Annotated in this window: 12 protein-coding genes; all 12 read left to right on the top strand. The window is 44.3% G+C overall.

Going from position 1 to position 21,720, the window contains the following annotated elements:
* Positions 1-110: 110 nt before the first annotated feature.
* The 12 genes from AC3E8G_RS00310 (at position 111) to asp3 (ending at position 21,716) form a co-directional block, all read left to right on the top strand.
* Positions 111-977, top strand: coding sequence for an ABC transporter permease (locus AC3E8G_RS00310; protein ID WP_023024568.1), 867 nt, complete (start codon positions 111-113; stop codon positions 975-977).
* Positions 974-1,732, top strand: coding sequence for an ABC transporter ATP-binding protein (locus tag AC3E8G_RS00315; protein ID WP_490676742.1), 759 nt, complete (start codon positions 974-976; stop codon positions 1,730-1,732). Before AC3E8G_RS00310 ends, AC3E8G_RS00315 begins: the two co-directional genes overlap by 4 nt.
* A 567-nt stretch (positions 1,733-2,299) precedes the next feature.
* Complete coding sequence (locus AC3E8G_RS00320) at positions 2,300-2,788, top strand: hypothetical protein (RefSeq protein ID WP_129822527.1); 489 nt, start codon at positions 2,300-2,302, stop codon at positions 2,786-2,788.
* A 216-nt stretch (positions 2,789-3,004) separates the two neighbouring features.
* Positions 3,005-4,666, top strand: a complete 1,662-nt coding sequence (locus AC3E8G_RS00325; RefSeq protein WP_490676743.1) for a ribonuclease J — start codon at positions 3,005-3,007, stop codon at positions 4,664-4,666.
* A gap of 74 nt (positions 4,667-4,740) precedes the next feature.
* Positions 4,741-5,523, top strand: coding sequence for an alpha/beta hydrolase (locus AC3E8G_RS00330; protein ID WP_414286317.1), 783 nt, complete (start codon positions 4,741-4,743; stop codon positions 5,521-5,523).
* A 98-nt stretch (positions 5,524-5,621) separates the two neighbouring features.
* Entirely contained in the window at positions 5,622-7,082 is a 1,461-nt protein-coding gene (gltX, locus tag AC3E8G_RS00335; RefSeq protein ID WP_414286318.1) for a glutamate--tRNA ligase, read from the top strand.
* A gap of 186 nt (positions 7,083-7,268) precedes the next feature.
* Positions 7,269-10,748: an LPXTG cell wall anchor domain-containing protein gene (locus tag AC3E8G_RS00340; RefSeq protein WP_490676744.1), complete on the top strand. Its 3,480-nt coding sequence runs from the start codon at positions 7,269-7,271 to the stop codon at positions 10,746-10,748.
* Between the two features lie 239 nt (positions 10,749-10,987).
* A complete protein-coding gene (locus tag AC3E8G_RS00345; protein ID WP_490676745.1) occupies positions 10,988-16,627 on the top strand; it encodes an accessory Sec-dependent serine-rich glycoprotein adhesin in 5,640 nt (1,879 codons plus the stop codon).
* Between the two features lie 290 nt (positions 16,628-16,917).
* A complete protein-coding gene (gene secY2 / locus AC3E8G_RS00350) occupies positions 16,918-18,132 on the top strand; it encodes an accessory Sec system protein translocase subunit SecY2 (RefSeq protein WP_490676746.1) in 1,215 nt (404 codons plus the stop codon).
* An 8-nt stretch (positions 18,133-18,140) separates the two neighbouring features.
* On the top strand, positions 18,141-19,718 hold the full coding sequence (gene asp1, locus AC3E8G_RS00355) for an accessory Sec system protein Asp1 (protein WP_490676747.1): 1,578 nt from the start codon (positions 18,141-18,143) through the stop codon (positions 19,716-19,718).
* Between the two features lies 1 nt (position 19,719).
* Positions 19,720-21,264 (top strand): accessory Sec system protein Asp2, encoded by a 1,545-nt coding sequence (gene asp2, locus AC3E8G_RS00360; protein WP_490676748.1) that lies wholly within the window; start codon positions 19,720-19,722, stop codon positions 21,262-21,264.
* Positions 21,265-21,269: 5 nt separating this feature from the next.
* Positions 21,270-21,716, top strand: a complete 447-nt coding sequence (asp3, locus tag AC3E8G_RS00365; protein WP_229046241.1) for an accessory Sec system protein Asp3 — start codon at positions 21,270-21,272, stop codon at positions 21,714-21,716.
* The last annotated feature ends 4 nt before the right edge of the window (positions 21,717-21,720 follow it).

Raw genomic sequence — 21,720 nt, forward strand, 5'->3', positions numbered from 1 at the left:
GGAGGCCCCGCTCTAAGGAGTGGGGCCTTTTTGTTATTTCTTGAAAGCATTGAAATCACGTCTCGCAATATGATACAATAGAGGATATTTACAATAGTTAGGACAAAGATATGCTTATTTCGATTATTTCACAAGGCTTAATCTGGGCTATTTTGGGGCTAGGGATCTTTATGACCTTCCGTATCTTGGATTTCCCAGATATGACCACAGAGGGCTCCTTTCCATTAGGAGGAGCCGTTGCGGTAACGCTGATCACCAAAGGGGTTCATCCTTTATTAGCCACCCTGGTGGCCGTTGGTGCGGGATGCTTGGCTGGATTGGCTACAGGTCTTCTTTATACCAAAGGAAAGATTCCGACGCTGTTATCGGGGATTTTGGTGATGACTTCCTGTAACTCAGTCATTCTCTTTGTGATGCAACGGGCCAACCTGGGCTTGCTTGGCTACTCAAAAATTCAAGATATGATTCCTATCGCGAGTGGCGTAAACGAGATTATCATCGGGATCATCTTTGTGACCCTGGTGATTGCTGCTATGCTCTTCTTTTTAGATACTAAATTAGGGCAAGCTTATATTGCGACAGGGGACAATCCTGAGATGGCTAAAAGTTTTGGGATCCATACCAGCCGGATGGAGTTGATGGGGTTAGTGGTTTCTAATGGGATTATTGCCTTGTCAGGTGCCTTGATGGCCCAGCAAGAAGGCTATGCAGATGCTTCTCGAGGAATCGGGGTCATCGTCGTTGGTTTGGCTAGCTTGATTATCGGAGAGGTCCTTTTCTCAAAACTGACCTTAGCAGAACGTTTGCTCAGTATTGTTATTGGATCAATCATTTATCAATTCTTGATTTGGGCTGTGATTGCCATCGGTGTCAATACTAGCTACATCCGTATCTTTAGTGCTATCATCTTGGCGATCTGTCTCATGATTCCAACCTTTAAAGAGAAACTGCTGAAAGGAGTCAAACTCAGCAAATGACCGCAATTGTAGAATTAAAAAATGCCACGATCGTGGTGAATAATGGCTTGAATGAAGAAAAAGTCATTTTGGACAATGTCTCTTTGGAGATTCATGAGCATGACTTTATCACCATTCTTGGGGGCAATGGTGCTGGGAAGTCAACCCTCTTCAACACCCTGGCTGGAACCCTGCCTCTGACCAGTGGTCAAGTCCTGATTAAAGGAGAGGACGTTACTCACCATGGTCCGGAAAAACGGGCCAAATACCTATCCCGGGTCTTCCAAGATCCAAAGATGGGGACAGCCCCTCGTATGACAGTGGCCGAGAATCTCCTGATTGCAAAATTCCGAGGAGAAAAGCGTGGCTTGGTTCCTCGTCGCCTTGCCCAGTACAAAGACGAGTTTAAAGAGGTTTTAAGCCAGATTGGCAATGGTTTAGAGAAGCATGTCGATACGGCGGTAGAATTCTTGTCTGGTGGGCAACGTCAAGCTCTGAGCCTGTTGATGGCTACCCTGAAGCGTCCTGAACTCTTGCTCTTGGATGAGCATACAGCTGCTCTCGATCCCAAGACGAGTCAGGCCTTGATGGAGCTGACGGATCGATTTGTCAAAACGGATCGACTGACTGCCTTGATGATTACCCACCATATGGAAGATGCCCTCAAGTACGGGAATCGCTTGATTGTCATGAAGGATGGAAAGATTATCCAGGACTTGAACCAAGAGGAAAAGGCCAAGATGGACCTGTCTGATTACTACCGTTTCTTTGAGTAAATTTAGAAACTAGTTTCAGTGTGTAATCGCTTGCAATACCAATATTAAAGGAGTATACTATAGGTGAAGATAAGGGAGAAGGGGTTGATACCAATGCCTTATAGATTCATACATTAGGTTACTTCGTTTTAGGTTTGCCTCGCTGACACTTGAATGTGCTTTTTATAAAAAAGCCAGAACGTCGGAAATGTTAAATCGGTTGAGCCGTCAAGTAAGTCTGCTTAACTTACTAAATGACATTGAAATACGTGGAAATAGTAGTGGAAGCTTTAGATGGTTTTCGAACTTCGGTATGCTCAACTGAGTACTTTGTAACAAAACTGAAAGAGAAATTGCAAAGAAAACCACTGGTATGTGAAAACGTACCATGAAAAGAAATGAAAATCATAACTGTTGTTTTCGTTAGCCTAAATGGTTAATCGCCTCTTGTCAGTGAAGCAGACCAGACCTCTAGTCCCGTAAGACTGGAGGTCTTTTTGTCTGTCGTGGTGGAAAGTCGAGGTGAGGTCAGTGGGATTGCCATACGCACATGAATATAGCTGTCGCGATCACTTTAAAGAAAGAGCAATGGAACGATTTGGGGTCGATGAAGAGCAGTTGAGACGTTGGGTCAATCAACACGTGCCCTCGCTTCATCATTTTGACAGCAGTTTTGATCAACGACCTGATACGGAAGCTTACGTGGCAGAGGACGGTATCGTCTTTGTGTGTGATCTGAAGAATCGGGAATTTATTACTTGCTTCCAAGCGGTCAATTTGACGGTGGATGAAGAACAGAAGGAAGTCTGTCAAGACATTCATCGTGAGAATGTGCTCGCCTATAAGCATAGCCAAAGCAAGCTCCTGAATCGCTACCGGTTGAAAGAAGCCAAAGAATTGTTGGCCAATATTGATGAGCATGTTGATCGGTTTTATAGCTTGTCTCAAACCCTTAAGAAGGGGGCGCTCAGCGATCGGAATTACCAGCACTTAGAAGAACTGCTTAATGAGTTTCATGTCATCAAGGCAGCGATACGGGTGATTGAGAATAAGAAAAATGACTATCATACGGATTAGGGTCTCTTTTTGACAAAGTTGACAATCTGGGCTATCGTCTTTGGTCTTAATAAAGGTTCCTCCATCAGATGATGGAGGGCTTTTGTTTGATCTGACTTTTGAAAAAATCGTGAAAAAATAGTATAATGTTCTAGATATGCAAGAAATTTGCAAAACTGTAATTCGACTTGGTGAGCCAAGGACCGTAAGTATGAACCATCACATAAAGGAGAAAACATGAGTAACATTAAGTTGATTACTTTAGGTGGAGTCCGTGAAAACGGGAAAAACCTCTACATAGCTGAAGTAAATGACTCTATTTTTGTTTTGGATGCTGGTCTCAAGTATCCAGAAAATGAACAACTAGGGGTCGATGTCGTTATTCCCAACATGGACTACCTCTTTGAGAATAGCGATCGTATCGCAGGAGTCTTTTTAACGCACGGGCATGCGGATGCCATTGGAGCCCTTCCCTATCTTTTAGCGGAGGCTAAAGTTCCCGTATTTGGGTCAGAGTTGACCATCGAGTTGGCCAAGCTCTTTGTCAAGAGCAATGATAGTGTCAAGAAGTTCAATGACTTCCATGTGATCGATGCCAACTCAGAGATTGATTTTGGAGGAACGGTTGTGTCCTTCTTCCAGACAACCCACTCTATTCCAGAAAGTTTAGGAATTGTCATCAAGACTTCTGAAGGAAATATCGTCTATACCGGAGACTTCAAGTTTGACCAGACAGCGAGTGAGTTTTATGCGACTGACTTTGCTCGTTTGGCAGAGATTGGACAAGAAGGCGTCCTCGCTCTCTTGAGTGACTCTGCCAATGCCGATAGTAAGATTCAAGTGGCTAGTGAGCAAGAGGTTGGGGATGAAATCCTAGATACGATTGCTGACTGGGATGGCCGTATCATTGTAGCCGCTGTTGCAAGTAACCTATCACGGATCCAGCAAGTCTTTGACGCAGCTGCAGAGACAGGACGTCGGGTTGTCTTGACTGGGTTTGACGTAGAAAATATTGTCCGGACAGGGATTCGTTTAAATAAACTGTCTTTGGCCAACGAAAAAATATTGATTAAGCCAAAAGAAATGTCTCGTTTTGAGGATCATGAATTGATTATTCTTGAAACGGGGCGGATGGGTGAGCCCATCAATGGACTCCGTAAAATGTCCATTGGCCGTCACCGCTATGTTGAAATCAAAGATGGTGACTTGGTCTATATCGTAACAACTCCATCTATCGCCAAAGAAGCGGTTATGGCACGTGTCGAAAACATGGTCTATCAAGCAGGCGGAGTCGTTAAAGCGATTACTCAAAGCTTGCGTGTATCAGGACACGGAAATGCGCGTGATCTTCAATTGATGATCAACCTCCTTCGTCCCAAGTATCTCTTCCCAATCCAAGGGGAATACCGCGAATTGGATGCCCATGCACGGCTTGCGATGGAAGTGGGGATTTTGCCTGAAAATATTTTCATTCCGAAAAAAGGCACCATCATGGAATATGACAATGGTGACTTCGTTCCTGCAGGTAGCGTCTCTGCTGGAGATGTCCTCATCGATGGGAATGCTATTGGAGATGTTGGAAATGTCGTGCTCCGTGACCGGAAAGTCCTTTCAGAAGATGGTATCTTTATTGTGGCTATTACGGTTAACCGTCGTGAAAAACGCATTATCTCGAAGGCAAAAGTTCACACCCGTGGCTTTATCTATGTGAAGAAGAGTCGCGATATCTTGCGCGAAAGTGCAGAGATCGTCAACCAAAGTGTGGAAGAATACTTAGCCCAGGACAGCTTCGATTGGGGCGAGCTCAAGGGTGCTGTTCGTGATAGTTTGGCCAAGTACCTCTTTGACCAGACCAAACGTCGACCAGCTATCTTGCCAGTCGTCATGGAAGTACGCTAGGATTAAGATAAGAGGAAAAGTCGATCGTCGGCTTTTTCTTGTCAAGGAAAAGAAGAAATAGTGAGGAAAGATAGATGGCAGTAATGCAAATTGAATACTATTCAGAAGCGCTCGCAATGGAGTGGGGGATCAACGTCCTCTACCCAGATGCGTCTCGGGTGGAAAATCCAGATGATCAAGATATCCCGGTCCTCTATCTCCTTCATGGGATGAATGGCAATCAGTACTCTTGGTTGAAACGGACCAATGTCGAACGGATCCTACGCTCGACCAATCTGATTGTTGTCTTGCCTAATACCAATAATGGTTGGTATACGGATACCCAGTATGGTTATTCCTACTACACAGCCATCGCAGAGGAATTGCCTAAGACCTTGGCCCGCTTTTTCCCCAATATGACTAAGAAGCGGGAGAAGACCTTTATTGCTGGCCTATCGATGGGGGGCTATGGATCTTTTAAACTGGCCCTTCAAACCAATCGCTTCTCGCATGCTGCTAGCTTTTCTGGTGCTCTTAGCTTTGAGGGGCGTCAACTAGCAGATACCGACTTTGGCAGTAAGGCTTATTGGCAAGGGGTCTTTGGAGAGTTAGAAGATTGGACGACAAGTCCTTATTCCTTGGAGAGCATTGCTGAGAAGTACTCAGATAAAAAGACGGTCTTATGGGCGTGGTGTGGCGAGCAGGATGCTCTGTATGAGGCCAACAATACAGCTGTGGATCATCTGAAGGACCTCGGTTTTGATATCACTTATAGCCATGGACCAGGAAAACATGAATGGTTTTATTGGGAGCGGGAGTTGGAGCATTTCTTAGCAACCCTGCCAATTGATTTTGAACTAGAAGAACGACTCGATTAGGAAGCTACTCCTTTGGAGATGTGCTATAATAGAGTGAAAAGTGCCTGGGCCAGTTAGACGAGAAGCCCAGAATCAATGAACAATTAGGAGAAACATACGTGACTAAAGATATTCGTGTGCGTTATGCACCAAGTCCAACAGGACTACTACACATCGGAAATGCCCGTACAGCATTGTTTAACTACTTGTATGCGCGCCACCATGGTGGAACTTTTATCATTCGTATCGAAGATACGGACCGTAAGCGCCACGTCGAAGACGGCGAACGTTCCCAGTTGGAAAACCTTCGTTGGTTGGGCATGGACTGGGATGAAAGTCCAGAGACTCATGAAAATTACCGCCAATCTGAGCGTTTGGAACTCTACCAAAAATACATCGACCAACTCTTGGCCGAAGGGAAAGCCTACAAGTCTTACGTTACAGAAGAAGAGTTGGCAGCAGAGCGTGAACGCCAAGAAGCTGCTGGTGAAACACCTCGCTACATCAATGAATACCTCGGCATGAGCGAAGAAGAAAAAGCAGCTTATATCGCAGAACGGGAAGCAGCGGGTGTGATTCCAACGGTTCGTTTGGCAGTCAATGAGTCAGGTATCTACAAGTGGCATGATATGGTCAAAGGCGATATCGAGTTTGAAGGTGGCAATATCGGTGGGGACTGGGTTATCCAAAAGAAAGATGGCTACCCAACTTACAACTTTGCCGTTGTGATCGATGACCACGATATGCAAATCTCTCACGTTATCCGTGGAGACGACCACATTGCCAATACACCAAAACAGCTCATGGTTTATGAAGCGCTTGGTTGGGAAGCACCAGAATTTGGCCACATGACCTTGATCATCAACTCTGAAACAGGTAAGAAGTTATCTAAACGTGACACCAATACCCTTCAGTTCATCGAAGATTACCGGAAGAAAGGTTACCTTCCAGAAGCAGTCTTTAACTTTATCGCTCTTCTTGGTTGGAACCCTGGTGGGGAAGATGAAATCTTCTCTCGCGAAGAACTAATCAAGCTCTTTGATGAAAACCGCCTCAGCAAGTCCCCAGCAGCCTTCGACCAGAAGAAACTTGACTGGATGAGCAATGACTACATCAAGAATGCAGATCTTGCGACCATCTTTGAAATGGCCAAACCATTCCTTGAAGCAGCAGGCCGTTTGACAGACAAGGCTGAGAAATTGGTGGAACTCTACAAACCACAAATGAAGTCAGTGGATGAAATTGTTCCATTGACAGACCTTTTCTTCTCAGACTTCCCAGAATTGACAGAAGCTGAGCGAGAAGTCATGGCTGGTGAAACAGTGCCAACGGTACTTGAAGCCTTCAAAGCAAAACTTGAAGCCATGTCAGACGAAGAGTTTGTGGTAGAAAATATCTTCCCACAAATAAAAGCAGTCCAAAAGGAAACAGGTATCAAAGGGAAAAACCTCTTCATGCCAATCCGTATCGCCGTTTCAGGAGAAATGCATGGTCCTGAATTGCCAGATACCATCTATTTGCTTGGACGTGAAAAATCCATCCAACATATTGAAAAAATGTTAGAAGAAATTGCAAAATAGGAACCAGCTTTTAAAAACATGCTGTTCATTTTTAAAAAGTCATCGATTCGATGGCTTTTTTGCTGAGATCGAGCATAGATTTAGCCAAAATGATTGAAAATAGGATTCAATCATGTATAATCAAGAGAGAATAATTTTTGAGGAGAGAGGGGCATCCTTACCTTGCTGAAAAAAACATGGAATAGAGTGACGAGGTTTAAATTAATAAAATCGGGGAAACATTGGATTCGAGTAGCCTGCTCGAATGCTTCTTTTTTGCGTGTTAAAAAAGAAAGAGGTGTTTCCAATCATTCTAGTATGGATGCTCCAAGCTCCATAGCCTTAAAAGGATTGATTGCTGCTGGATCCATTATGGGTGCGACGTCAATTGCGCATCCAACGGATGCTGACGAGCTAGCAGGTCCAACTTTACAGTCAGAAGTGACTTCGGAAGTGGGCGTAGTAGGTAAGGATAGCTTGGTGTTGAGCAGTGTGGAACAGTCGTCCACGACCAGTCTGTCTACGAGCGAGTGGTCTCAATCAGAGCTACAGAGTGATTCGCTTTCTACTACATTATCCGCGACGAGTTCAGCAGTTCCCTCTACTTCAATGGCGGAAACTAGCGTCCTTTCAAATGGGGATCAGGAGTCTGTAGCCGTCTCAGATCCTGCTCGGGACAAACAGCTTCAAAGTATTGCTCGAGATCTTTATTTGTATATAGAGCAAGCGAAAGAATTGAAGGATGGAGAGGGGATGGTTTTGGAAGCGGAAGAGGCTCTGGAGGCCATCCGCAACCAATTAGCCAATCCGGGTCAAGTTGGAGAGGCGACGCTCCTTCAGGTCAAGTCTGTTCGGAATCGCTTGGTCAATGCTGTGTTAAGAGAGCAATCAGGGAAGAGAGATCCGCGTACAGGTAGTGCCTTAGAAGCGGACAGTGCTTTTCGTGCTCCTTTTGTCATGAGTGGTCCAGCAAATAATCATCTGATCACAGCTTATAATTCAGATCCGATTCGGTTGCAGTACATTGTTAGAGAGCAGAATGGTGGTGTTATTCTCACCTATATGGGTTATGCTCCCAACAGTGAACGGGTCGAGGGGGTTCTCGTTCCCAATGCAACCTTGAAATCACCTTTTGCTCCTATGTTGATCGAAGGAAAAGTCGGAGGCACAGAGGTTGTAGAACCAGGGAAGACGTATACGATAACCGTTCGTTTTACCAATGCTAGAAATCAGTTTCTCGATCGTTCTTTCCGCATTAAGGTCTTGCCTCAAAATGATGGTATCCGAAATCCGATTGCTCCAGTGACTTCTAATACTCAGGTGACTGATTTGACCAATCTGACTGAGTCTGAAAAAGCGCAGGTTTGGGAAAAGTTCAAAGCGGCCAATCCACGTCTGTTAGCGTCTAAAGACTTTAAGAGCTATTCAGTCTCTGCAACTGGAGAAATTACGGTTGTCTTCAAGGATTTGACGTCTAATACTGTGAAGGTGCCTTTGACAGAGGATCCTCGTACGCAGTCGCTCTCGATCAGTTATTCCCAGAGTGTATCTGAAGCGCAAAGTACTTCTCAAATGCGGTCACAATCGGCTGAGCTATCAGAGTCTCTGTCTGAGAGCTATTCAGAATCGGAGAGTGCATCAACCTCAATCGTCGCTTCTCAAAGCAGCTCGCTCTCTACAAGTCTATCGGTATCAACAGCAGCATCTCAATCTTTGAGTGTTCTAGAATCAGAGAGCCTTTCGGAATCTGCTTCGGTTTCTGTTAGTGAGTCTAAATCAGTCAGTGAGGTGGTATCGGAGAGTCAGTCTGCATCAGTCAGCGAGTCGGAGTCATTAAGAATCTCTGAATCGATCAGTCAGTCTACTTCAGAAAGTACCTCCGAGTCAATCTCAGGATCGTTAAGCACATCGGTTTCCACAAGCGAGTCAGTTTCTAGGTCTCAATCCGAATCTGTCAGCCAGTCTGCCTCGGCAAGTGTTTCCGAGTCAGTTTCTGACTCCTTGAGTACTTCGGTTTCCGCCAGTGAGTCAGTTTCTAGGTCTCAATCCGAGTCTATTAGTCAGTCCGCATCAGAAAGTGTTTCAGGATCAGTTTCAGAATCGTTGAGCACCTCTGAGTCAGTCTCAGAATCGTTGAGTATCTCAGTTTCGACAAGTGAGTCTATCTTGATCTCTGAATCCGAATCAGTCAGTCGGTCGACCTCGGCGAGTGTCTCCGAATCATTAAGCACCTCTGTATCCGCCAGTGAATTTCTTTCGACCTCTGAATCCGATTCGATTAGTCAGTCTGTATCGGCAAGCGTCTCCGAGTCTGTTTCAGAATCTTTGAGTACTTCGGTTTCCTCAAGCGAGTCCGTTTCGAGGTCTCAATCCGAATCTGTCAGCCAGTCAGTATCGGAAAGTGTTTCAGAGTCAGTTTCTGACTCCTTGAGTACTTCGGTTTCCGCCAGTGAGTCTGTTTCAACCTCTCAATCCGAATCTATTAGTCAGTCAGTATCGGTAAGTTTTTCCGAGTCAGTTTCTGACTCTTTGAGTGCTTCGGTTTCCGCAAGCGACTCCATTTCTACCTCTGAGTCCAAGTCGTTAAGTAAGTCTGCATCAGAAAGTGTTTCTGAATCTGTCTCAGAATCGTTGAGTGCTTCAGTTTCCGCCAGTGAGTCCGTTTCGAGGTCTCGATCCGAATCTGTCAGCCAGTCGGTGTCGGAAAGCGCCTCCGAGTCAATCTCAGAATCGTTAAGCACATCGGTTTTCGTAAGTGAGTCCGTTTCTACCTCTGAATCTGAGTCGTTAAGTCAGTTGGTATCGGCAAGTGTCTCCGAGTCAGTCTCAGAATCGTTGAGCACTTCGGTTTCCACCAGTGAATCTCTTTCGACCTCTGAATCCGATTCGATTAGTCAGTCTACATCGGCGAGTGTTTCGGAGATAATTTCAGCATCATTGAGTACTTCGCTTTCCGCCAGTGAGTCTATCTCAACCTCAGAATCAGTCAGTCACTCGACATCGCAAAGTATCTCCGAGTCAGTTTCAGAATCTTTGAGTACATCCGTTTCCACAAGTGACTCAGCTTCGACTTCTGAGTTGGAATCAGAGTCAGTCTCTTTGAGTATCTCGGATTCTACAAGAGAGTCGGTCTCAGCTTCCCAATTTTCTTCAACTAGCCAGTTGACATCAGCCGTGTTATCCGAGTCAGTCTCTGAATTAATGAGTGCCCCAATTTCCGTAAGTGAATCTATGTCAACTTCTCAATCCGAGTCGGTAAGGAATTCAGATTCTATCTCGAGTTCTTTGAGTCAATCTGCTCTAACAAGCGAGTCTGTCTCGACACCGGAGTCTAGGTCTGAGAGTCAGTCTGATTCAGTCAGTCTAACCGAGTCGTCATCGGGATCCCTGAGCGGTTCAATCTCAACAAGTGAAACCCGCCCTGAGTCCTCATTTGACTCGCAAAGTCACTCAGAGTCAATCCGTCATTCTCAGTCTCTTTCAGGTTTGGATTCAACAAGCGAAGTCCAATCTGATGGGACTTCAGGATTGATCGCCCAGTCCTTATCCAACAAAGAAAGCTCATCGAAAGCAGTTCTTCCAGCAACTGGTGAAAAGGGCTCTGCAAGTTTAACCGTATTGGGTACCCTAGCATCTTTTATAGGCTTAACTGCATTGGGGCGCCGTAAAAAAGAAAAGGAAGAATAATGACGTTTCTCTATGAGAAAACAGCCATCTAGTTTTCAGCGTGTTTACAAAAGAATCTCATTTTGAGGTTCTTTTTTCTGTTTTACCCTACTAGATTTTATGGATTTTAGGAAAATAAAACTCAATTGCTTTTGGGGAGGAATTTTTTTGAAAATGGAATTGTTATCTACATCAAATTACTTGAATATGTATAGTAATAATGTATAATATTTAATGACTATAATGTTGAGGGGATATTCATGTTTTTTAAACGTTTGAATGGAAAAGTTAGGGAGATGGACCGAACGACTCGTTTTAAATTAATCAAGTCTGGGAAGCACTGGGTTCGTTCTGAAAATTCTACCTTAGGTTTATTTAAAATTGTTCGTGGAGAAGTAGAAACAACAGTCATAACGAAGTCAGAGAAGGAGCGGGATGGGATCCGTTCTACAAGTCAATTCGTACTGAAAGGCTTATTGGCGACGGGAGCAGCTGTTGGCGCCACCACTATTATCAATACAGCTTATGCGGATGAAGCAAGTGCTGATGTGGTGACAACCTCTGAATTACAGAAAGAAACCTTAGCAGAGGCCCATAGCTTAGTGATTGGTTCTGTCTCTGAAGCTGGATCAATGTCAGAAGCAGGCCTAGAATCGACAAGTGCTTCTGTCTCTTTAAGCGAGCACGGTTCTGAGAGCCTTGCTGTGTCTCTGAGCGAATCTACCTCAGAAGCTGCGACGACATCAGAGTCAAGCGTGGAAACGACCGAAAGGGTGCTAGGAGCAACGGATAAAGTTGGTCTGGAACAGAATCTGTCAGAGGCGACCTTATTGACCCAGATGGCCGAGAACTATGCCTCAAACCTTACAGATGCGGATCAGAAAGCAGCTCTCTCGGTTGCGATCGCTAAGGTGCAAACAGAATTGTCAACCAGTACTCAGTTGCTTCATGAAAATGTTGCGACGCAAGCATATGTGGAGCAGCGTCAACGGTTAAATGAGTCTGTTGATGAAATGATGCTTGCTCTGAAAGCATCAGGTTTTGTGGGGAATAGCAGTGTAAACGGCAAACCTGCCATTGCAGCTCAGTTGGCACCGATTTATGAAATCGTTACGGATTCTAAAGAGTTGTCCAATATCACTCCTAATTTGGATGATCGAAATGGGGCTAGCGTAAAAGACCCTGCTTTGGAATATGAAGACATCGAAAAGGATCCGCATTTAGATAAATCTGTAATAAATCTCGATCCTGCGACTCTTAAGTCTCTGTCTGAAACCCATGATGTGACGCGTTATACCTTTGCTATTTGGGATTTCGTTAATCGAGTGAAGCCGGATCCTCTAGATTATTATGCAACCTTATCCGTCGATCGTAGCTCGATTGGTTCAACGACTCCTAAAGGTGTCGACGTATACTTCCGCTTGGTTAAAAAGTCTAGTGGTACGGAGGTTTATGCTCAAACAGTTAAAGCAAATAGTGTAGTTGAATTTGATTTACCAAAGGAATTAGTTGGTTCAGATACAAACCGCCAATACAGGGTCTTTTACTCAATTTATGATGATGGGAAACCTGGAGTTATACGGATGCAAAGTGTGAGCTACCAGACTCCTAAATTTATGATTCAACAGCTTTATGATGTGGTAGAACCTAAAAATGTAGGTCTTTATGCACCATCGATAGTATCAGCCATTGTTCCATCACGAAGTGCTGAACATGTCACCTATTACAAGCTCATTCGCGACAAGGGTGAGTTCCGGCAAGGAGCTTACGTCCCGAATGGTAGGGAAACTGTTTTGGCCTCTTATGCCCAGGTTGGTATTGAAGGTCAGGAGTACACAGCTTCAGCTGCTCGACAATTGGATGGTTTTGTTCAAGTTCCGCTAGTAGACTATCATCAGAATAAAATGTCTGGCGTCTTTGATCTTAGTGAAGTTGGGAAACAGACTGTCGAATCCTATAGAGGAGGGGCAAGAGACCACTATATTAAGCTTGTCCGAGAAGTGACGAGCCCAAATGGTGATTACACCTTAAAATATTATGTCTTAGATCCTTCTAAACAATGGTATTACCGGAAAAGTGATAACGGAACTGTATTCGACCTTGCAAATTATACCTTGGTGTATGAAAAGGCCTTTAGACATGATCATTGGAATGAAACCTTTGAACATCTTGAGACGCGAGAGGTAAAAAGTAAGAAAGAAGATTATTCTCTTACAGTTACTCCTGAGTTTTCGGATGGAAAAAACTTTAAGTTAAAGATCTCAGGTTGGTTCTCCTTGAAAGAAAAGGTAAGCTATACGGATGAAAAAACGGGTAAAGAATATTCTTTCCGAAAACCGTATACTTCCGCCCCAGAAGCTCAAGGGCAGTCGAGTGGTAGCCATATTGTGGGAGATGATGCATCTCTGCAAGGCGCTGATGGATTTTCTAAGTTTTATCATACAGTTTCGACCGGAGTTAGCTACTCGCCATCGAAGAGTGTGAATTACTATTATCGAAGAATGAATGCTTCTGAATTGGCATCTCAATCACTCAATTATTCCTCTTCTCATTCGATATCAGCACAAGATAGTCGTTCGTACTCAGAAAGCAACTCATCAGTAGTTGCTTCAGAGTCTCAATCTCTGTCTGCAGCTGTTTCTCTATCGGATCGTCAATCAAGGTCATTATCTGAGTCGATGTCAAGTAGCGATTCAGTATCAGATAGTCTATTGATTTCACAGGTACGTGAATCTCAATCATTATCTTCTTCTCAGTCTGATTTGCAGAATGATTCAGAGGTCTCAGCCTCAGCGTCGGTAAGTGCATCCTTGTCTGTATCAGAATCGATTGTTTCTACTTCAGCAAGTAGTTCGTTGTCAGCTTCAGAGAAATCCGTTTCTGAATCCTTGAGTGGTTCCTTGTCTGTGTCGGAGTCAATCTCATCAGCTTCGACAAGCGCATCGTTATCAGAATCAGAAGTAGTCGTTTCAGAATCGTTAAGTGTTTCTCTGTCAGCTTCAGAGAAGTCTGCATCTGAATCCTTGAGCGGCTCCTTGTCTGTATCAGAGTCGATTTCTTCTGCTTCGACAAGCGCATCGTTATCAGCATCAGAAGTAGTCGTTTCAGAATCGTTAAGTGTTTCTCTGTCAGCTTCAGAGAAGTCTGCATCTGAATCCTTGAGCGGCTCCTTGTCTGTATCAGAGTCAATTACTTCAGCATCGACAAGTGCTTCGTTATCAGCCTCAGAAGTATCAGTTTCAGCTTCAGCAAGCGGTTCTTTATCTGCTTCAGAGAAGTCAGTTTCCGAATCATTGAGTAGCTCCTTGTCTGTATCAGAGTCAATTGTTTCAGCTTCAGCAAGCAGTTCATTGTCAGCATCAGAGAAGTTATCTTCCGAATCCTTGAGCGGCTCCTTGTCTGTATCAGAATCGATTTCTTCCGCATCGACAAGCGCATCGTTATCAGCATCAGAAGTATCTGTTTCGGCTTCAGCAAGCAACTCTTTATCTGCTTCAGAGAAGTCAGTTTCCGAATCCTTGAGTAATTCCTTGTCTGCATCTGAATTGGTTGCATCAACGTCGGCAAGTACTTCAGAATCTGTAGCTCAAATGAAATCTTCTGAACTTCAATCCGCTTCAGTATCTGAGTTGATTTCGGAATCAACTAGTGTGTCAACTTCATCATCGATAAGTGCTTCAGAAGCAAGTACGTCGATTTCGGCAAGCCTATCTAAATCAGTCTTAACTTCTGAGTCAGTTTCAAGTAGCGCTTCAGAATCCGTCTTGAGTTCCGAGTCCGTTTCAGTAAGTAGATCTGAATCAATCTCAAGTAAACAAGCTTCTGAGTTGGCGTCCGCTTTGGCGTCTGAATCAGTCTCAACTAGCACATCAGAATCTGTAGCTCGTATGGAATCTTCTGAACTTCAATCTGCCTCAGTGTCTGAGTTAACTTCGAAATCAACAAGCGTTTCAACTTCGGCTTCGACAAGTGTGTCAGAAACAAGTACATTGATTTCAGTCAGCGCATCCGAATCGGAATTGAATTCTACATCGGTTTCAGCAAGTGCTTCTGAGTCTGCCTCAAGTAAGCAAACATCAGAGTTGAGTTCTGAATCAACTAGTGTTTCAGCTTCAGCCTCAGAATCAGTTTCAACCAGCACTTCAGCATCTGTGGCTCAAATGGAGTCGTCTGAACTTGAATCAGCCTCCGTGTCTGAGTTGACTTCTAAATCAACTAGTGTTTCCGTTTCAGCTTCAACAAGTACGTCGGAATCGGTTCTGAATTCCGAGTCTGTTTCAAACAGTGTCTCTGAGTTGACCTCACGCACGCAAGTTTCTGAATTGGCGTCTGCTTCAACATCAGAATCAGTCTTAACCTCTGTATCAGTTTCAAGTAGCGCATCAGAATCAGCTTCAAGCAAGCAAGTTTCTGAGTTAGAGTCAACATCAACGATTGATTCAGTGTCAACTAGTGAGTCGCTATCAGTAAGTAGTTCAGAGTCTGTTTTGAATTCTGCATCTGTTTCAGCAAGTGCATCGGAATCTGCTTCTCGCAAGCAAGCCTCTGAGTTGGAGTCGACATCAACATCAAAGTCAGTTTCAACCAGCATATCAGAATCTGTAGCTCAAATGGAATCTTCTGAGCTTCAGTCTGCATCAGTGTCTGAGTTGACTTCGGCATCCGTTTCCGCGTCAGCAAGTGCATCAGAATCAGTCTTGAATTCCGAGTCTGTTTCAATCAGTGCATCTGAATCTGTAGCTCAAATGAAATCTTCTGAACTTCAATCCGCTTCAGTATCTGAGTTGATTTCGGAATCAATTAGCGTGTCAACTTCATCATCGATAAGTGCTTCAGAAGCAAGTGCGTCGATTTCGGCAAGCGTATCAGAATCAGTCTTAACTTCTGAATCAGTTTCAAGTAGCGCATCAGAATCTGTCTTGAGTTCCGAGTCCGTTTCAGTAAGTAGATCTGAATCAATCTCAAGTAAACAAGCATCTAAGTTGGCGTCCGCTTCGGTCTCTGAGTCAGTTTCAGCAAGCGTGTCAGAATCAGTCTTGAATTCCGAGTATGTTTCAAACAGTGTCTCTGAGTCAACATCGACCAGCATATCAGAATCTGTAGCTCAAATTGAATCTTCTGAGCTTCAGTCTGCATCAGTGTCTGAATTGACTTCTGAATCAATCAGCGTTTCCGTTTCAACATCGATAAGTGCGTCAGCAAGCGTATCTGAATCGGTCTTGAATTCAGCATCTGTTTCAACCAGCGCTTCAGCATCTGTAGCTCAAATGAAATCTTCTGAACTTCAGTCTACATCTGTATCTGAGTTGATTTCTGAATCAATCAGCGTTTACGTTTCAACATCGACAAGTGCGTCAGCAAGCGTATCTGAATCGGTCTTGAATTCAGCATCTGTTTCAGCAAGCGCATCAGAATCAGCTTCAAACAAACAAGCCTCTAAATTGGCTTCAGCATCGCATCAAACGAGTACTTCTGATCAGTCTTCGACTTCGACAGATAGATCGACTTCGTCTACTCATTCTATGTCACAGGCATCAAATTGGTCATCCGCTTCTGCCTTGGCTTCAAATGCGGTAAACGAATCTACAGTGGTGTACGGGTCTGCTTCGGCGAGTCTACAGGAGCCAGCGAGCACACTTGTTTCATCCAAAGCAAGCCAACTCTCCTCAGAATCGACTTCTCTTTCAACGAGTCGTTCTACCTCTAGCTCAGCAAGCCAATCCCATTCACAAAGTCAAGCGACTCCTCAGATGAGCTCCTCTGGTGAGAAATCGGCTGCTTCTGTCTCTGAAGCAAAATCGACGTCGGACTCTCTAGGAGTGACGTCACGTGAGCTGTTCATCACGCTTGTAGTAGCTTTCTTTGCAGGCTTGGCCTCATTTTTCCATCGTAAAAAGTAAATACAATCATCTTTCTTAAATTGAAAATTTGCTTCTTTCGATTCTTCTGATATACCGGCAGATCCATGAGAGGATTTGTCGGTTTTCTTTGAGAATGTCGGGTGAAAAGCCTAGTGAAATATGGTATAATGAATGGAGAAAAGCTAGATGAATAGTGGTTCTTCAGATCATCTTCTGAAGAACTTTTTTTCTCTTATAGATCAGAGATCGTTTAGGTGAAATGGTCAAATTTGATGAGAGGACTTAGTTAGGATAAGCATTCGAAAGAAGGGGGAGTAGAAGAGCAGGATATGATGAAACAATCTGGAGTTAGGAAACGATTATTTTGGACAATCCTATTCGTTTTTGTTTATGTTTTAGGAAGTAAAATCACCTTGCCCTTTGTAGACCTAGCGAAGGTTCTAAATGTGAATGAAGGTGCTACAAGGGGGCTGGAGTTGACGAGTGCTATCATGGGTGGGAACCTTCGTGGCATGTCCATCTTCGCTCTTGGACTTTCTCCCTGGATGTCTTCCATGATTTTGTGGCGGTTGTTTACGGTATCTAAACGTCATAACCTGGAGAGGACCAGTTCGGACCTTGTGGAGCGACGAAAGATGTACCTGACACTTGCTCTGGCTCTTGTTCAATCTCTGGCCATCTCTCTTTATCTCCCCTTACAAACAGATCTGAGCCCCCTTCTAGTTGTCTCGCTCAATGCCTTGATAATGATTGCAGGAACCTTTTTCTTGGTCTGGTTAGCTGATTTAAATACGGCTCTAGGATTGGGGAATTCTATTGTGATCATGATGGCGGGGATGCTCCTGTACTTGCCAGAGGATGTCCTTGAAACCTTGTCAAAGAGTGGGGGTTCAGCATACAGCCTCCTGTTTCTAGTGCCTCTCTTGTTAGCATTTATTTTCATGGTCGTATGCATCGAGAATGCTCGCTATCGGATCCCTGTGAATAAGCTGGGGATTCATAATAGTTTGAAACCTCACACCTTTTTAGAGGTCAAGCTCAATCCAGCTGGGGGTATGCCCTTTATGTATGCCATGACCTTGGTTTCTATCCCGCAGTATATCTTTTTGCTGGTTCAAGCTATCAATCCCCGTGCTTCATGGGCTGCCAGTATCGCCAAGGAGTTGGTAATAGGAGCGCCAGCGTGGATCCTGCTCTACGGTCTGATGATAGCAATTTTGTCCTTTGCTTTTGCCTTTGTGACGGTCAATGGGGAAGAAATTGCCGACAAGATGATGAAAAACTCAGAGTATATTGATTTCGTTTATCCTGGAGAAGAGACACGTCGGTACATCAATCGAATTGTCTTTCGCCTAACAGTTTTTGGGACACTTTATTTAATTCTGTTTACAGTGTTGCCTTTCCTCCTTCTGCTTTGGGATAGAGGACTTCTACGTTTGGCTATGATTCCAGGGAGTTTTCTCATGTTTGTTGGGATGATGTCGACCATCCGAGAGGAAGTTCGAGCACTTCGCGTGAATCAAGGCTATACAAGATTGTTTTAGGAGTTGTTATGTATTACTTTATACCAGCCTGGTATGGCAGTGAGCGGATTTGGCACAGTAGGATGACGCCTTGGTATTGGACGCAAGCTACGATTGAATTTGATGAGACTATTCACCAGCTTCGGGTCTTCCAGGAAGCGGGAGTGGAGCGGAAATTAGTGATTCCGCACTATTGCCCGCAATTGCGTTATGACTTCCATCGACAAGATTTGTTAGAAACAGACTATCTGTCGATTTTTGATCACATTCAGGGGATTTCCCCTCATCAAGAGATGCTCCCGATTCAGGTCGAGGATTTGGAATGGCCTGCTCAGACAAGCTTTACTTATACGCCCTTTCAAATAGTGGCGTTCTGTCGCGGCCAGGAGATTGCTAGTATCGATCTGGGGGTAGACGGGAATATCCTCTCAGTGAGACGGGTAAAGGATAAGGAAACGGTTTATGTGCAGTATCTGGATGACCGAGGCTTTATTTCCAGTGTTATTTACTACAAAGAGGGAAGTCCCTATTTCCAAGACTATCTAACCCCCGAAGGAGACTGGGTCTTGAGAGAGTTATTGACAGATGCTAGCCACATGGTCTTTGTCAATGAAGCCTTTCAGAAGCAGTTTAAACGAGAAACCTACCCGGACATGGGAGAAGTGATTGCTGAAAAAATGAAAGCCAACCTAGGAGTCCTGGTTCCGGATCAAGATCGTCTGGTGATTGCAGCCCATCCAGCCAATCTCCCCTTTGTCCAACAAGTGGGACTAGGTGTTTCAAAGGTTCTTTCTTTTTATGGACAACGCCAGCCCTTATCTCAAGAAGATTCGTCGCTTCATTTTTCTTTAAAAGAGGTTGATTTGGTGATAACGGATAGTGAAAAAACGAAACAGGACTTGCTTGGTCTTGCTCCAAGTCTTGCTTCTAAGATCCATTGCCTGACGTCCTTTGATTCACGGCTGAGATTGGGAAGCAGTCAGGAGAGGAAGGAGTCGAAAATCTTTTTCCACCTGGATGAAAAGGATCTCCCCTCTCAATCCGTTTTACAGAAAATGTTTGAAATCTTAGCGAAAAATCCCTTGTTTGAGGTCGTTTTCGCGATTTACAATGCTTCTGATGAAACAGTAGCGACACTAGATCATCAGTTAGAAGACTTGGCAAGCAAGATGGGGATAGCTTCTCTAGGGGGTCAGGTTGATTCTCGAGAACTGGGAGAAAACCACCTCCTCGAAGATGCCTCTCTCTTTGAAAAGAAGTTAGATCGTTATAAGGTTCGAAATTTCTTTAACGAGAATGATATCATCAAAGAATTAGAACAGACTCGCTTAATAGTAGACGTAAGTGAGGAACCCGATCTGTATACACAAATTGCAGGCATTTCGGCAGGAATTCCTCAGATCAATCGTACCCATACGGAGTATGTAGACCATTTAAAAAATGGATATGTCTTGGGGGAGATGGAGGAAGAGCTAGAAACAGCGATAGACTATTTCCTTAGAGATCTGAAACCATGGAATGAAGCGCTGATTTATTCCGTCGAAAAGATCCAAGAATACACAGGCCAGCGCTTGATCGCCAAATGGGAAGGATGGATGAAAGACTAGGATGGACAGGAAGTTGGAAACAGGTCATATTCTTCAAATTGGACCTACAAATTGGCAGGAAGAAGTGACAATCCCAGAAGGTCTGAACTGGCATTATTTTTCTATCCAAACTCCTTTACAGATAGAGGACTACATGGCGGAGCAAGGCATCAAGCAGTTTAAGGCCTTGGTGCTGGATCATCCTGAGAGGTTATTGAGCTTCAAAGAAGAGCTGAGTCTCTTTCAGCCCTACACTGTTTTTTATGATCAAGTATATGATCAAGAGTCAGTTACAGAAGAACTGGATCATTTGATGCACCTAGTTCAGGCTAAGGCTTGGGATTTTTCCGATAAGGCTCCCTTTCTCTATCAACTTCATCGTTTCCTTTATGACGGCCAGTATGGGGATGCCTTTAGTGTCAGAGAGTTACGAGTTAGAGCTGACTTTGCAGGCAGTCAAACGGTCAGAGGGAAACACTTTTTGGAGTTAGAGGGCTCATATGGAGAAGAATATACTCCCATAGCCCAGTGGGTCAACACCTATTCGTATGATGGGGGCCTTCCTAGGGATCTATGGCTAGAGTACGAGAAAACGCCAGACTGCCAGATCCAGTTGCGGGTCCAATTTTTCCAGAGTGGGACCTTGGGATCTTTAGTGAAGGAGCTTGTTTATTCAGAAGCAGATTTGGAAAGGCCGGTTCTGATTGACGAGCCCGATCGTTATTACCTATCCTTTTCACTAGAAGCGAAGGGCCAGGGGCGACTCATAATCGGTGCTTTGCACAAGCGCTTCTCCCATGGTCCTTTTGGAGAAATTGCTCTTGGTTCGCAGACTCTCAGAGACAGCAAGCGTCAGGAAATTTTTGCTTATTTCCATCCAGGAGACCTGAAGCCACCACTGAATGTCTATTTCTCCGGTTATCGTCCTGCAGAGGGCTTTGAAGGCTTTAGCATGATGAAAAATATGGGAGCGCCCTTTATTCTCTTTTCGGATCCACGTCTAGAGGGGGGATGCTTCTATCTAGGATCTCCAGAGTTGGAAAAGAAGATTCAGGATTTTATTGATCACCATCTTCAATCCTTAGGATTTGGTCCCAAAGAATTGAACTTTTCAGGTCTATCGATGGGCACTTATGGAGCTCTCTACTATGGAGCCTCTTACTCACCTCATGCGATTTTGGTTGGGAAACCGATTGTCAACCTTGGGGATGTAGCTGCCAATCTGAAGTTTAAACGGCCAGATGAATTTGGAACCTCGCTCGATATGATGCAATTGCTTCTTGGTCGAGTGTCAAGTGAAGGGATAGAGGCCTTGAACAAGCGTTTTTGGGATCGATTTCATCAGGCAGAGTTAAAGGATACCCTCTTAGCCTTGGCTTATATGAGAGACGATGACTACGACCAGAAGGCTTATTCGGATATTTTAGAAGCTCTTTATCACCAGCCTATTCGGATCATTAGTTCAAGTCGCCCGGGTCGCCACAATGATGCAACGGAGTCTATCATTGAGTGGTTCTTGACCCAATACAAAGAAATCATGGAAAGAGATTTTGGAAGAAGTGGATGATTAGGATGAGAAAGCAAAAAGATCGTCACCTTTATTGGGGGCCGATCTCTTCAGTTGATTATTTGTGGGGGTCTGTGATAGAAAGACTAGCAGAAGATCAGATTCGATTTACGAATCCTTTGATGCCTTCTGGTCAAGTCTTAAAAAGTTGGAAATCCCTCACAAGCTATGGGGAGGATCGGATGGCACCCAGTCTGCCACTTTTACAGAGAGGCCGGACCTATGTAGTTGAAGTTCAGATGACTTCTAGGCCTGCTCATACGGTTATGCTAGAAGTTGTTTGCCAGGATCGTTTTGGCAAGATAGTGGACCGGCAGGTCAGTACAGAAGGGCAAGTTAAGTTGGTATATCCAGAGCAAGCCTATTCTTACCAAGTGCGTCTCCTCAGTGCAGGGATGCAAGAGTTTACCTTTCGCTATTTCACAATTTCACCAATTTCGTCTGAACAATGAGTTA

The sequence above is a fragment of the Streptococcus sp. SCPM-O-B-15294 (M123) genome, assembly GCF_058200455.1.

Excerpts from the sequence above, each read along its gene's own strand:
- asp2 (WP_490676748.1), top strand. The coding sequence starts at position 19,720 with ATGGACAGGAAGTTGGAAACAGGTCATATTCTTCAAATTGGACCTACA.
- AC3E8G_RS00315 (WP_490676742.1), top strand. The coding sequence starts at position 974 with ATGACCGCAATTGTAGAATTAAAAAATGCCACGATCGTGGTGAATAAT.
- AC3E8G_RS00320 (WP_129822527.1), top strand. The coding sequence starts at position 2,300 with ATGGAACGATTTGGGGTCGATGAAGAGCAGTTGAGACGTTGGGTCAAT.
- AC3E8G_RS00325 (WP_490676743.1), top strand. The coding sequence starts at position 3,005 with ATGAGTAACATTAAGTTGATTACTTTAGGTGGAGTCCGTGAAAACGGG.
- AC3E8G_RS00345 (WP_490676745.1), top strand. The coding sequence starts at position 10,988 with ATGTTTTTTAAACGTTTGAATGGAAAAGTTAGGGAGATGGACCGAACG.
- secY2 (WP_490676746.1), top strand. The coding sequence starts at position 16,918 with ATGATGAAACAATCTGGAGTTAGGAAACGATTATTTTGGACAATCCTA.
- AC3E8G_RS00330 (WP_414286317.1), top strand. The coding sequence starts at position 4,741 with ATGGCAGTAATGCAAATTGAATACTATTCAGAAGCGCTCGCAATGGAG.
- asp3 (WP_229046241.1), top strand. The coding sequence starts at position 21,270 with ATGAGAAAGCAAAAAGATCGTCACCTTTATTGGGGGCCGATCTCTTCA.
- AC3E8G_RS00310 (WP_023024568.1), top strand. The coding sequence starts at position 111 with ATGCTTATTTCGATTATTTCACAAGGCTTAATCTGGGCTATTTTGGGG.
- asp1 (WP_490676747.1), top strand. The coding sequence starts at position 18,141 with ATGTATTACTTTATACCAGCCTGGTATGGCAGTGAGCGGATTTGGCAC.